Annotated in this window: 13 protein-coding genes; 8 read left to right on the top strand and 5 right to left on the bottom strand. The window is 74.3% G+C overall.

Going from position 1 to position 12,051, the window contains the following annotated elements; all coding sequences use genetic code 11:
* The first annotated feature begins 85 nt into the window (after positions 1 to 85).
* Positions 86 to 1,492 (top strand): hypothetical protein, encoded by a 1,407-nt coding sequence (locus AC6EI4_RS10640; RefSeq protein ID WP_498451424.1) that lies wholly within the window; start codon positions 86 to 88, stop codon positions 1,490 to 1,492.
* Positions 1,493 to 1,503: 11 nt separating this feature from the next.
* Here AC6EI4_RS10640 and AC6EI4_RS10635 read toward each other — a convergent pair whose 3' ends face one another.
* The gene (locus AC6EI4_RS10635; RefSeq protein WP_498451423.1) at positions 1,504 to 2,763 is read right to left on the bottom strand and encodes a glycosyltransferase; all 1,260 of its coding nucleotides are present in this window, start codon (positions 2,761 to 2,763) and stop codon (positions 1,504 to 1,506) included.
* Positions 2,764 to 2,818: 55 nt separating this feature from the next.
* Between AC6EI4_RS10635 and AC6EI4_RS10630 the strand changes: the two genes are divergently transcribed.
* Genes AC6EI4_RS10630 through AC6EI4_RS10605 form a run of 6 tightly spaced genes read left to right on the top strand, consistent with a single transcriptional unit; the run spans position 2,819 to position 7,855 of the window.
* Positions 2,819 to 3,799: an ATP-binding cassette domain-containing protein gene (locus AC6EI4_RS10630; protein ID WP_498451422.1), complete on the top strand. Its 981-nt coding sequence runs from the start codon at positions 2,819 to 2,821 to the stop codon at positions 3,797 to 3,799.
* Positions 3,796 to 4,551, top strand: coding sequence for an ABC transporter permease (locus AC6EI4_RS10625; protein WP_498422903.1), 756 nt, complete (start codon positions 3,796 to 3,798; stop codon positions 4,549 to 4,551). The genes AC6EI4_RS10630 and AC6EI4_RS10625 overlap by 4 nt, the downstream gene beginning before the upstream one ends.
* Before the next feature lie 14 nt (positions 4,552 to 4,565).
* Positions 4,566 to 5,939: a hypothetical protein gene (locus AC6EI4_RS10620; protein WP_498451421.1), complete on the top strand. Its 1,374-nt coding sequence runs from the start codon at positions 4,566 to 4,568 to the stop codon at positions 5,937 to 5,939.
* Between the two features lie 20 nt (positions 5,940 to 5,959).
* The gene (locus tag AC6EI4_RS10615; protein ID WP_498451420.1) at positions 5,960 to 6,940 is read left to right on the top strand and encodes an alpha/beta hydrolase; all 981 of its coding nucleotides are present in this window, start codon (positions 5,960 to 5,962) and stop codon (positions 6,938 to 6,940) included.
* A gap of 29 nt (positions 6,941 to 6,969) precedes the next feature.
* Positions 6,970 to 7,329, top strand: coding sequence for a hypothetical protein (locus AC6EI4_RS10610; protein ID WP_498451419.1), 360 nt, complete (start codon positions 6,970 to 6,972; stop codon positions 7,327 to 7,329).
* Positions 7,330 to 7,348: 19 nt separating this feature from the next.
* Complete coding sequence (locus AC6EI4_RS10605) at positions 7,349 to 7,855, top strand: RDD family protein (protein ID WP_498451418.1); 507 nt, start codon at positions 7,349 to 7,351, stop codon at positions 7,853 to 7,855.
* Between the two features lie 195 nt (positions 7,856 to 8,050).
* On the opposite strand, the gene AC6EI4_RS10600 is transcribed toward AC6EI4_RS10605, so the two are convergent.
* From AC6EI4_RS10600 to AC6EI4_RS10585, 4 genes are read right to left on the bottom strand one after another with little or no spacing between them, the layout of a single operon-like run.
* On the bottom strand, positions 8,051 to 8,812 hold the full coding sequence (locus AC6EI4_RS10600) for a sulfite exporter TauE/SafE family protein (protein WP_498422912.1): 762 nt from the start codon (positions 8,810 to 8,812) through the stop codon (positions 8,051 to 8,053).
* Positions 8,809 to 9,930, bottom strand: coding sequence for an SPFH domain-containing protein (locus tag AC6EI4_RS10595; protein WP_498422915.1), 1,122 nt, complete (start codon positions 9,928 to 9,930; stop codon positions 8,809 to 8,811). Before AC6EI4_RS10595 ends, AC6EI4_RS10600 begins: the two co-directional genes overlap by 4 nt.
* A gap of 11 nt (positions 9,931 to 9,941) precedes the next feature.
* Positions 9,942 to 10,412, bottom strand: a complete 471-nt coding sequence (locus AC6EI4_RS10590) for an NfeD family protein (RefSeq protein ID WP_498422917.1) — start codon at positions 10,410 to 10,412, stop codon at positions 9,942 to 9,944.
* Positions 10,413 to 10,432: 20 nt separating this feature from the next.
* Entirely contained in the window at positions 10,433 to 11,233 is an 801-nt protein-coding gene (locus AC6EI4_RS10585; protein ID WP_498422919.1) for an ABC transporter ATP-binding protein, read from the bottom strand.
* A gap of 50 nt (positions 11,234 to 11,283) precedes the next feature.
* Between AC6EI4_RS10585 and AC6EI4_RS10580 the strand changes: the two genes are divergently transcribed.
* The gene (locus tag AC6EI4_RS10580) at positions 11,284 to 12,027 is read left to right on the top strand and encodes an Rv1486c family protein (protein WP_498422920.1); all 744 of its coding nucleotides are present in this window, start codon (positions 11,284 to 11,286) and stop codon (positions 12,025 to 12,027) included.
* The last annotated feature ends 24 nt before the right edge of the window (positions 12,028 to 12,051 follow it).

Raw genomic sequence — 12,051 nt, 5'->3', positions numbered from 1 at the left:
AACAAACATCGGCTTGCATGACGGCTCCCCGATCGACCGAAGGGCTACCTCCGGGTTCGCTCCCCCACGCGCGAAGGCTGACGCGATGCCCCTGTCCACCCGTCCACCGCAGCAGCCGCCGCTGCGCCTGAGCTTCGGCGACGACCTCTTCCTGCGCCGCCATCGTGGCGTGGCCAGCCCCATCGTGAACCAGTTCGTGTGGCGCTTCGACGACCCGGTCGACATGCAGCGGGTCGCCCTGTTCCGCGACGCGCTGGCCGCGGGGGCGCTGGCCCGCCGTGCCGAGCGGGTCCGGGTCCCCGGCGCACGCGACCGGTGGGCCGCCAGCTCCCACACGCCGGACGTCGTCGGGCACCCCGGCCCGCTCTCCCCCGCCGATGCCCTGCGCTGGGCGCGTGCCCAGGGCCAGGCCGCGCTGGAGCCGGCCCTCGGCCGGGGCTGGCGGATCGCCGTGGCCGAGGTGGCCGGCGGTGGCGCGCTCGTCTCGCTCGTGGTCTCCCACGCGGTAGCCGACGGTGCGGCGATGCTGGACGCGGTCGAGCGCGCGGTTCGCGGCGCACCGGCGCCGCGGCTGCCCACCAGTCCCTCGCTGGGCCGGGCGGTGCTGGCCGATCTGCGCGACGGTGCCGGGCAGCTCGCCGAGGTGGGCCGCTGGGCTCTGGGGCGGCTGACCCGGCCCGGCCGGGACTCGGCCGCCGCCGACCCCGCGAAGGATCCCGCGGAAGCGGTTGGGCCCGACACCGCCGTGCCCGCACCGACGCCCGACCCGACGTCCGCCCCGATGTCAGCGCCGACACCGGCGCCGCCCGGTCCCTGGACGATGCCGCTGGTCGTCGCGGAGGTCGACACCGCCACCCTGACCGCGGCGCTCGCCGCCCACGGGGGCAGCCCCACCAGCTGGTTCGTCGCGGTGACGGCCGCGCTCTCGCGGGCCAGCGGGCGGATCGGCGCTGGCTCGCACGTGCCGGTGGCGCTGCCGGTGAGCACCCGCACCCCGGACGACCTGCGCTCCAACAGCACCCGGATCGCGCGCGTCGAGGTCACCCCCGAGCAGACAGAGGGGCGCGACCTGGCCGGGGTGCGGGCGGGCTGCAAGCGGGCGTACGCCGAGCTGGCCGCGGCCACGCCAGGTGCGGCGCCGCTGCCCCTGGCACTGATCCAGATGCTGCCCGACGCCGTGATCGGCCGGATCCCCCAGCCCCCCGCCGCGGCCGTGCTGGCCTCGCACATGGGCGAGCTGTCGCAGGCCTTCTGCTCCGTCGTCGGTACGACGCCGCGCAGCGTCGCCGCGATCGCCCATCACGTCGGCGCCCAGGCCGGCGAGATCCGGCTGCTGGGCGGCGGCCTGACCGCGTGGGCCTGCACCCGCGGTGAGGTGACCACGCTGAGCATCGCCGCACTGGACCCCGATCGGATCCCCGACGACACCACGCTGGAGCGTCTCGTGCGCGAGGAGCTGGACCGCTGGGGTCTCGAGGCCACCCTGTGGTGAGGCGGGTCGGCTCAGCCGGCGTCGGCGAGCAGGCGGGCGGCCTCGCGCACCGCCTGGTCGGGACCGACCATCGACGCACCGAGACGGCGGGCGCGCTCCCGGGTGTCCTCTCCGAGCACCCGCTCCAGCGCACCCCGCAGGCGCCGCCGGTCGAGGTCGGCCGCCCGCAGCGAGGTGGCGACCCCGAGCTCGGTCAGCAGCCTGCCCCACAGCGGCTGGTCGGCGCTGTACCAGCCGATCACCGAGGGCAGCCCGGCCCGCAGGGTCGCGGCGACGGTGCCGGCCCCACCGTGGTGCACCGCCACCCGGCAGCGCGGCAGCACGACCGCATGGTCGACGGCGCCGACGACCCGCACCCGGTCGCCGCGGCGTCCGGGGAAGTCGTTCCAGCCGCTGCTGATGACCGCGCGCAGACCGAGGTCGGCGCAGGCGGCCTCGACGGCGCCGACCAGGTGGGCGGGGTCGCTCACCGGCATGCTGCCGAAGCCGACGTAGACGGGGGCGTCCCCGGCGTCGAGCCACCGGTCGAGCTCCGGGTCCGTGCTGGGGTCGGCGTCCTCGAGCAGGCCGCGGGCTCGGGCGTCGAGGCCGAGGAAGCCCACCAGCGGTCGGCGCGGAGTCCACTCCTCACCCAGCCCGGGCACCAGCGCGCGGTCGTAGGCCTGGATCTCCAGCGCCCCGCGCTCGCGCAGGCGCTCGGGCAGCTGGACCCGAGCCGGCCGCAGCCCCAGCGACGCGCGCACCCGGTTCTCGGCCGCCTTGGTGAGCCGCCAGCGGGCCTGCTCCCCCAGCGCCCAGGTGGCCCGGCGCACGCCTGCCGACCCGGCGCCCAGCGACACCAGCGGGACCACCGTGTTGGCGCGCACCGGGCAGTAGTGCAGCGCCGCGAAGCCGATGTCGCGGTACTCGGCCACCGCCGAGCCGACCTCCTGGCCGAGCAGGCCCGTCACCACCGCGTCGGCGCCCTCGCTGAGCTCCAGCAGGTCGGCGCACAGCGGGTCCCAGCCTGCCGTCGCGACCTCGCGCAGCGCACGCTGGCGACGCACCGGGTGACGCGAGCGCATGTCGCGGCGGACCAAGTCGGAGACCAGCAGGTCGTGGCTGTCGGTGCCGACCGCGACCGGCGCGAGACCGAGCCGCGCGGCCATCGGGACCAGGTTGGGCGCGACGCCGACCGCGACCCCGTGTCCCGCCGCCTGCAGCTCCAGGGCCAGCGCCAGCCCGGGCTGGACGTCGCCGCGGCTGCCGGCCAGCGCCATCGCGAACTTCACGGGGCAACCGTAGACGCAACCACCGGGTCGCGGACCCGGGTGGGAGGGAGAGCACATGGATGAGCCCTACGCCGTGCACGCCCAGGGGCTGGTGAAGTCCTTCGCGGGCCACCGGGCCCTCGACGCGGTGGACCTGAGGGTGCCGGCGGGGAGCGTGTGCGCGCTGCTCGGCCCGAACGGCGCCGGCAAGACCACCGCGGTGCGGATCCTGGCCACGCTGGTGCGCCCCGACGCCGGCCGGGCCAGCATCCTGGGCCACGACGTGGTGCGCGAGGCGACCGCCGTACGGTCCCTGATCGGACTGACCGGCCAGTACGCCTCGCTCGACGAGGCGCTGACCGCGACCGAGAACCTGGTGGTGATCGGCCGGCTGCTGGGCCTGCGCCGCGGGGCCCGTCGCCGGGCCGAGGACCTGCTGGAGGAGTTCGGCCTCACCGAGGCGGCCCGCCGTCCGGTGTCGGGCTTCTCCGGGGGCATGCGCCGGCGCCTCGACATCGCCGCCAGCCTGGTCGCGCGGCCCCCGGTGATCTTCCTCGACGAGCCCACCACCGGGCTCGACCCGCGGACCCGGACCCAGATGTGGGCCACCGTGCGCGACCTGGTCGCCCAGGGCAGCACCGTGCTGCTGACCACGCAGTACCTCGAGGAGGCCGACCAGCTCGCGGACCGGATCGCGGTGGTGGACCGAGGACGCATCGTCGCCGACGACACCCCCGACCGGCTCAAGTCCTCGGTGGGCAGCTCGACCCTGACCGTCCGGGTCGCCGCCGCCGAGCAGGGCCGCGCCGCCCTGCTCGTCTCGCAGGTGACCGGGCGGCGCGCCGCTGCCTCCGCCGACCCCGGGGAGCCCGGGGTCCTGCACGCCGCGGTGGAGGACCCTGCCGTGGCCGCCGACGTCGTGCTGGCGCTGCGCGAGCACGCCATCGCGGTGCAGGAGATCGGGGTGCACCGGCCCTCGCTCGACGACGTGTTCTTCGCCCTCACCGGCGACCCGCGCCCGGACACCGGCGCCGGCCAGGACGAGGGGGCGGCATGAGCGCCGCGGTCAGCCAGTCGCTGACGATGGCCTACCGCGGGCTGCTGCGCGTGCGCCACGACCCCCAGCGTCTCTTCGACGTGGTGGCCCTGCCGGTGGTGGCGACGGTGATGTTCGCCAACGTCTTCGGCGGCGCGGTCGCCGGCGGCATCGACGCCTACCTGCCCCGGCTGGTGCCGGGGGTGATGGTCCAGATCGCGGTGACCGCCTCGGTCGTCACCGGCGTCCAGCTGCGCGACGACATGGAGCGGGGCGTCTTCGACCGGTTCCGCTCCCTGCCGATCGCCCGGACCGCGCCACTGGCCGGGTCGCTGCTCGCCGACGTGCTGCGCTACGTGATCGCGGTGGGCCTCACCGTGGTGGTGGGCCTGGCGATGGGCTACCGGCCGCAGTCCTGGTCCGGGCTCATCCTCGGCGGCCTGCTGGTGATCGGCTGCGCGTTCGCGGTGAGCTGGGTCTTCGCGTTGATGGGCGTGATGATGCGCAGCGCCTCGGCGGTGCAGGGCGCCTCGATGCTGGTGCTGATGCCGCTGTCGTTCATGTCCAACGCCCTGGTGCCGGTGGAGACGATGCCGGGCTGGATGCGGGCCGTCGCCGAGGTCAACCCGATCACCCACATGGTCTCGGCGGTGCGCGAGCTCGCCGCGGGGACCCCGGCCGCAGGCTCCGTGCTGTGGTCCCTGCTGGGCGCGGTGCTGCTGATCGCCGTGATGGCTCCCCTGACCGTGCGCGCCTACGTGCGCAGCGCCTGACCCGGAGGTACGACGTGCCCGTCCTGCGTGAACCCGCCACCCGTGCCAACCGACTGACCTACGACGACGACCTGTTCCTGCGCGCCCGCCGGGTGCTCGGCATCCCGCTGGTCAACCAGACCCTGTGGCGCTTCGACACCGAGCTGGACCCGGCGGGGGTGGAGGCGATCCGGGCTCGGCTCGCCACCGGGCGGCTGGCCCGCACGGTGGCCGCGCCGAGGATCCCCTGCGCCCGGCCCCGGTGGGTGCGCTCCTCGGTGGCCCCGGCGCTGCACGTCGAGCCCGACCCGGTCTCGGCCGACCAGGTCCTGGCCTGGGCGGACCGGATGGCCGCCGTCGAGGTCGATCCGGTGGACGGGCCCGGCTGGGCGCTCGCTCTGGCCCGCACCGACGACGGTGGCTCCGTGCTGTCCTACCTCACCTCGCACGTGCTCTGCGACGGCGGCGCCCACCTGGGCGCGGTGATCGCGGCGGTCGAGGGCACCCGCGGTCGCCGCCTCCCCGTCGACGACCCCGGCCTGCTCCAGCACCGTCGCCGCGACGACGTGCGCGACGCCCTGCACCTGGCCCGCCGCTCCGGGCGTGGGCTTCTCGAGGCGCGGCGCCTGGCCCGCGACCCGGCACCCGCCCTGGACGCCCAGCAGTCCTCCGACCTCCCGATGCCCGCGCCGGCGGCCGACGACGACCTGCCCTTCACCATCCCGACCGTGGTCCTCGACTGCTCGGCCGACGCCTGGGAGGAGGTCGCCCGTCGCCACGGCGGCACCGCCAACACGCTGCTGGTGGCCATCTCAGTCGAGCTGATCCTCGCGCTCGGGCGGGCGCAGGCCGGCCGCCCGGTCCGGGTGGCCGTCCCGGTCAGCCTGCGCGGCGAGGACGATCTGCGCTCCAACGCCACCTCGGGGGTCTCGGTGAGCGTCGCCACCGAGGTCGTCGACGGCGTCGGCCGCGTCACCGACCTCGCCGCGGTCCGCACCGCGGTGCGCGCGGAGCTCTCGTCGCTGGCAGCCGGGACCCGGCGAGACGCCGTGGAGCCGCTCAAGCCGCTGCTGCAGATGATGCCGGACCGGCTGTTGCGCCGCCTGGCGCGCGACAACGCCGCCCCGCTGTGCCTGGCCTCCAACCTGGGGCGCCTGCCCACGTCGTACTCCCAGCCGACCGGGACGCCGCCGGCCTCGGTGATGATGCGCTCGGTGACCCAGCGGGTCACCCGCGGCATGATGCGCGGCACCCGCGGCGGGATCAGCACCTGGTGGTCGCGCCACGGCGACGTCGCCACCCTGTCGGTGGTCGGGCTCGACCCCACCCACGTGCCGGACGCGGAGGTGCTGCGCGCCGCGACCCTCGCCGTCCTCGCCAGGTGGGGGATTCGCGCGCGAGCGTGGTGAGCGGCTGAGAGGATGTGCCGGTGACCAGCAGCACCCACGACGCCGTACTCGGTGCGCCGTACACCGTCGAGACCCTGTCCCTGCGCCCCGACGACGAGGGCGAGGTCGTCGCGACCCTGGTGCGGCGTCCCGCCGACGGCCCCGCCGGGGCCTCGGCCGGCGCGGTCCTGCACGTGCACGGCTTCGCCGACTACTTCTTCCACACCGAGTACGCCGAGTGGTGGACCAGCCGCGGCTACGACTTCTACGCCCTCGACCTGCGCAAGTACGGCCGGTCGCTGCGCCCCCACCAGACACCCAACTACGTGGCCGACCTCGAGGAGTACTTCGAGGAGCTCGACCTCACCTGGCAGCGGGTGACCGAGCGCGACGGCCACGACCGCGTCCTGCTCAGCGGCCACAGCACCGGCGGGCTCACGCTGCCGCTGTGGGCCGATGCGCGGCGCCCCGGGGCGACCGGGATGGTCCTCAACTCCCCCTGGCTGGACCTGCGCGGCTCGTTCCTGATGCGCACCGTCGGCACCCGACTGGTCGACCGGGTGGGTCAGCACCGTCCCCTGCGCGAGATCCCCCGCACGGTGAGCGGCTTCTACGGGCGCAGCCTGCACCGTGACCACGAGGGCGAGTTCGACTACGAGCTGGCGTGGAAGCCGATGGACTCCTGGCCGGTGTACGCCGGCTGGCTGCGCGCCGTGCGGCGCGGGCACGCGCGGGTGCACGCCGGGCTGGAGGTCGGCTGTCCGGTGCTGGTGCTCTGCTCGGCGCGCACCGGCGCCCCGCTGGAGATGGGCGAGGAGGTGCACAGCACCGACATCGTGCTCGACGTGGGCCAGATCCGCCGCTGGGCCACCTCGCTGGGCAGGCACGTGACCACGGTCGCCGTGGACGGGGCCCGGCACGACGTGGTGCTCTCCCGACAGCCCGCGCGGAGCCGGGCGTACGCCGAGATCGAGCGCTGGCACACGGCGTACGTCTCATTGGCGGACGTCGAGCCCGCCTGAGCGGGCTCGGTGTGGTTAGGGTCACGCCCATGAATCCCGTGACCGGCCTGGCCTGGGGCCGCATCGCCCTGGGCACCGTCTCCTTCGTCTCCCCCGGCCTCGCCGCCCGGCTGCTGCGCCTCGACTCCGCGGCGAACCCGCAGCTTCCCTACCTGAGCCGGATGTTCGGCTCGCGCGAGATCGGGCTGGGCGCGATCACCCTGCTCGCCGGCGGCCCGGCGCGCCGGCGCCTGGTCCAGCTCGGGGTCGCGATCGACGGCGCCGACACCGTCGCGGCACTGCTCGCCGGGCGCGGCGGTTACGTTGGGAAGACGACCAGCGCGCTGTTGTGTCTGCCGGCACTCAGCGCGGTCGCCGTCGGGGTGGCCGACCTCGGCGCCGACGCCTAACCCTGCCAGAGGAGCCCAGATGACCCACCAGCCCTTCCCCCGCGACTTCCCCGCCGCGCCGTCCGCCGGAGTGCCGGCACCCCTGCTGGACCGGTTCGTGGCCCGGCTCCTGGACGCCGTGGTGGTCGGGCTGCCCTACCTGGTGCTGAGCCTCGTCGTGCGCATCACCGTCGACGGCTGGCTCCTGGAGAACGCCATCTCGACCGTGCTGCTGGTGGCGATGCAGCTGGCGTACTTCGGCTATCTCGAGTCCGCCCAGGGCCAGACCATCGGGAAGATGGTGATGAAGCTGCGCACCGTGGGTCCCCGCGGCACCAACCCGACGCTGGAGCAGGCGCTGCGTCGCAACCTCTTCTACGCGGCCGGGATGCTCTCCCTCGTCCCCTTCGTCGGTGGCGCCATCGGCAGCCTGGTCCAGCTCGCCGCCTGGATCACGATCGCCCTGGGCATCAACGCCGACACCGTCTCCCGGCAGGCCTGGCACGACCGGCTCGCCGGGGGCACGCAGGTGCTGAAGTACGGCTGAGGCTCGGGGTGGGGCGCTCGGGCGGGGTCGGTGGTTGCGGCTGGGAGGGCGTCAGAACCACGAGTTAACTCGTGAAACCCGCACTTCCCACGCGAAGGAACACGTGGGAAGTGCGGGTTTCGTGTGGGGAGTACGACGCGGCGAGCGCACCCACGCCCCGCCGCGGCCAGGCGCGATCCGCACCCCGAGCGCGGCTCAGAGCAGGAACGACACCAGCGCGACCACGCCGACGACGACGATGAACACCCGCAGACCGGTCGCCGGCAGCCGGCGCCCGACGCTGGCGCCGATCTGGCCGCCGATCACCGAGCCGACCCCGATCAGCGCCACGATGCGCCAGTCGACGTGGGCCACCACCGCGAAGATGAGCCCCGAGATGCCGTTGACGACCGCGGCCAGGATGTTCTTGACGCCGTTGAGCCGCTGGAGGGTCTCGTTGATGCCGATCCCCATCACCGCCATCAGCAGGACGCCCTGGGCGGCGCCGAAGTAGCCGCCGTACACGCCGGCGAGCAGGACCAGCGGCCACACCCACCAGGCACCGGTCTCGGGCAGACCGCCCAGGTGCTCGTGGCGGCGCGCCACCCACGCGGAGATCCGGGGCTGCAGCACGACCAGCACGCAGCCGAGCACGATCAGCACCGGCACGATCGCGGAGAAGGCCCCCTCGGGCAGGGCCAGCAGCAGCACCGCCCCGAGGACGCCGCCGATCAGGGAGGCGCCGGCCAGGCGCAGGATGCGCGCGCGCTGGCCGGAGAGCTCGCGCCGGTAGCCCCAGGCGCCCGAGAGCGACCCGGGGACCAGGCCGATCGTGTTGGACACGTTGGCCGTGACGGGCGGGATGCCGAACGCGATGAGGGTCGGGAACGTCACCAGCGTTCCCGACCCCACCACGGTGTTGATGGTGCCGGCCGCGATCCCGGCGAGCAGGACCGCGGCCATCTCCAGGATGCTCACGGGGCCGGCGGCACCTCGGTGTCGGGCCCGGCGATGTCGTTCCCGGCGGAGCGGCGGGGCGCGGCCGCGCCCTCGGCCTCCGCGATCGCGCGCTGGACCTCGGCCTGGGCGCTGGAGACCTGCTGATGGGCCTCGGCCAGGTCCTCGGCCAGCGACGGAGCCTCCTCGCCCATCGGCACCCGGACCCGCGGTCCCTCGACCTCGTCGGGGATGCCCTGCAGGCTGTTCATCGTGGAGCCCAGCCCCTCCAGCGCCTTGCCGATCTCGCTGGGCACGATCCAGACCTTGTTGGCGTCACCCTCGGCGATCTTCGGCATCATCTGCAGGTACTGGTAGGCCAGCAGCGACTGGTCGGGGCGCCCGTCGTGGATCGCCTGGAACACCGTCTGGATGGCCTGCCCCTCGCCCTGCGCACGCAGGATCTGCGACTCCCGATCCGCCTGGGCGCGCAGGATCTGCGACTCGCGGTCACCCTCCGCGGAGAGGATCGCGGCCTGCTTCTGGCCCTCCGCGGTGAGGATCGAGGCCTGCCGGCCACCCTCGGCGGTGAGGATCTGCGCGCGCTTGTCGCGGTCGGCGCGCATCTGCTTCTCCATCGAGTCCTTGATCGACGGCGGCGGGTCGATGCCCTTGAGCTCGACCCGGTTCACCCGGATGCCCCACTTGCCGGTCGCCTCGTCCAGCACGCCACGCAGCCGGGTGTTGATCTCGTCGCGGCTGGTCAGCGTCTCCTCCAGGTCCATGCCGCCGACGATGTTGCGCAGCGTGGTCATCGTGAGCTGCTCGACGGCCTGGATGTAGTTGGCGATCTCGTACGTCGCACTGACCGGGTCGGTGACCTGGAAGTAGATGACGGTGTCGATGGAGACCACCAGGTTGTCCTCGGTGATCACCGGCTGCGGCGGGAAGCTCACCACCTGCTCGCGCAGGTCGATCATGTAGCGCACCCGGTCGATGAACGGCACCAGGATGTTGAGCCCTGCGGGGAGGGTCTCCTTGTACTTGCCGAACCGCTCCACGACACCGGCACGCGCCTGCGGGATGATCCGCACGGTCTTGGCCAACAGCACGATGACGAACAGCCCCAGAAGAACGAGCAGGGCCAGGAAAACGGGCATGGTGACTCCTCTCAGCTCTCCAGGGATGGGACGGGGTGGACGTAGGCGATGGCGCCGCGGATCTCGAGGACCTCCACGGTCTCTCCGGGCGCGATGATCAGGGTCTCGTCGTAGGGCAGTGCCGACCAGATCTCGCCGGCCAGCCGCACCCGGCCGGCCTGCAGGCCGGTGATCTCCTCAGTGACCCTGCCCTGGGTGCCCAGCAGCTTGCTGTGCCCGAGCACCAGCTCGGGCCCGTGGTGCATCCGCTTGACGATCGAGGGACGTACCAGCGCGAGCATCGCCGCCGAGGCCAGGAACGCCCCCAGGACCTGCAGCCCGAAGGGCAGCCCGACCACCGCGGCCAGCATGCCCACCAGGGCCCCGGCCGCGAGCATCGCCAGCACCAGATCGAGGCTGAGCATCTCCGCGACACCGAGGGCGATGGCCAGCCCGAGCCAGGACTCCCACGCGTGCTCTCTGAGCCAGTCGAGCCAGTCCATGACGAGAGCCTATCGACTGTTCACTGAGCGCGGTGCCCACTTCGACGACGCGCCGACCAGCGGCCCTCGTCGTGAGCCAGGCTCAGCGGCATCCCGAACGTCTCCGAGAGGTTGTGCTCGGTGAGCGTCTCGGGGATCGGGCCGGCCGCGACGGCGCGCCCCTCACGCAGCATCAGCACGTGGGTGAACCCCGGGGGGATCTCCTCCACGTGGTGGGAGACCAGCACGGTCGCCGGCGAGTCGGGGTCCACGGCCAGCGTGGAGAGGATCGAGACCAGATCCTCGCGCCCTCCCAGGTCCAGGCCGGCCGCCGGCTCGTCGAGGAGCAGCAGCTCGGGATCGGTCATCAGCGCGCGCGCCACCTGCACCCGCTTGCGCTCGCCCTCGCTGAGCGTCCCGAAGGTCCGCTCGCGCAGGTGCTGCACCCCGACCTCGGTGAGCAGCGCGTCGGCCCGGTCGTGGTCCAGGCTGTCGTAGTCCTCGCGCCAGCGCCCCAGCACGCCGTACGACGCGGAGACGACCACGTCGGGCACCAGCTCGTGGCGGGGGATGCGCTCGGCCAGGGCGGCGCTGGTCAGGCCGATCCGGGGGCGCAGCTCGAAGACGTCGACGGTGCCCAGCACCTCGCCGAGGATGCCCACCACGCCGCTGGTGGGGTGCATCTGCGCGGACGCTACTTGCAGCAGCGTGGTCTTGCCGGCGCCGTTCGGGCCGAGGATCACCCACCGCTCATCCTCGTTGACGGTCCAGGAGAGCTGGTCGAGAAGGGTCGCCTTGCCCCTTCGGACCGTGACATCGGCGAACTCGAGGACAGCGGTCATGGGGCTCACCCTATCCATCCCCCTCCGAGCCCCGCGTAGGGTCTTCGCCCGTGAGCGCCTCGCTGCCCGAATCCGCCGTCCTCGCCTGGTGGGGCACCGCCTGGCTGCGCGGCCAGGTGGTCGCCGACCAGCTCCTCGACGTCGTGCTCGGCGGGGAGGACGCCGCCCACCTGGTCCGCGAGACGGCGCCCGGCCTCCCCCACGACGCTCAGCCGCGCCCGCTCCTGGAGTCCCTGGCCGGGCTGCGCGCCCGCGGCGTCGACGGGCTCGGCCTGGCGTTGCCGGCGGAGGGCGACCCGGTGGGTCTGGGTGGGCCCGCCGCGTTCAACGCGGCCGCCCTGGAGGCGGGCGAGGCCGTGCTCGCGGGTGACCTCGGGCTGGTCCCCGAGCGAGTGGGTCGGGTGGTCACCTGGGTCGCCCACCCGGCCGCGCGCCGACAGCTCCCCGACGTCGGCGAGGCCGACCGCGGGCTGCGCGCCGCCATCATCGCCGCCGCCGAGTCGCTGGCCGCGCTCGACGTGGCCCGCTGGCGCCCGGAGGTCGCCGACGAGCTGATGAACCTGCGCCGGCTCCGGCTGCCCGACGCCCCGCCGGGGGTGCCCCCGCGCTGCGTCGAGCTCGCCGGCCGCGCCCTGCTCGCCGCGGGGATCGTGGAGCTGGCGCTCGAGGACGACGGCGCCGCGGTCACCGCCCACGAGATCGAGCTGCGCCGCGAGGCGCTGCGCCCCCTGGAGCGCGCCGCCCGCCGCGGGCTCGTCGCGGCGTGCTCACCGGAGGTGTGGCCGCCGGGCTGAGTCCCCGGGCCGCGATAGCCTCGT

It is taken from the genome of Nocardioides sp. Z43_10 (genome assembly GCF_059766615.1).
Note: the sequence above shows the minus strand (reverse complement) of the source record. Positions and strands in the feature narration are given on the sequence as shown.

Excerpts from the sequence above, each read along its gene's own strand:
- AC6EI4_RS10640 (WP_498451424.1), top strand. The coding sequence starts at position 86 with ATGCCCCTGTCCACCCGTCCACCGCAGCAGCCGCCGCTGCGCCTGAGC.
- AC6EI4_RS10630 (WP_498451422.1), top strand. The coding sequence starts at position 2,819 with ATGGATGAGCCCTACGCCGTGCACGCCCAGGGGCTGGTGAAGTCCTTC.
- AC6EI4_RS10625 (WP_498422903.1), top strand. The coding sequence starts at position 3,796 with ATGAGCGCCGCGGTCAGCCAGTCGCTGACGATGGCCTACCGCGGGCTG.
- AC6EI4_RS10610 (WP_498451419.1), top strand. The coding sequence starts at position 6,970 with ATGAATCCCGTGACCGGCCTGGCCTGGGGCCGCATCGCCCTGGGCACC.
- AC6EI4_RS10605 (WP_498451418.1), top strand. The coding sequence starts at position 7,349 with ATGACCCACCAGCCCTTCCCCCGCGACTTCCCCGCCGCGCCGTCCGCC.
- AC6EI4_RS10595 (WP_498422915.1), bottom strand. The coding sequence starts at position 9,930 with ATGCCCGTTTTCCTGGCCCTGCTCGTTCTTCTGGGGCTGTTCGTCATC.
- AC6EI4_RS10590 (WP_498422917.1), bottom strand. The coding sequence starts at position 10,412 with ATGGACTGGCTCGACTGGCTCAGAGAGCACGCGTGGGAGTCCTGGCTC.
- AC6EI4_RS10585 (WP_498422919.1), bottom strand. The coding sequence starts at position 11,233 with ATGACCGCTGTCCTCGAGTTCGCCGATGTCACGGTCCGAAGGGGCAAG.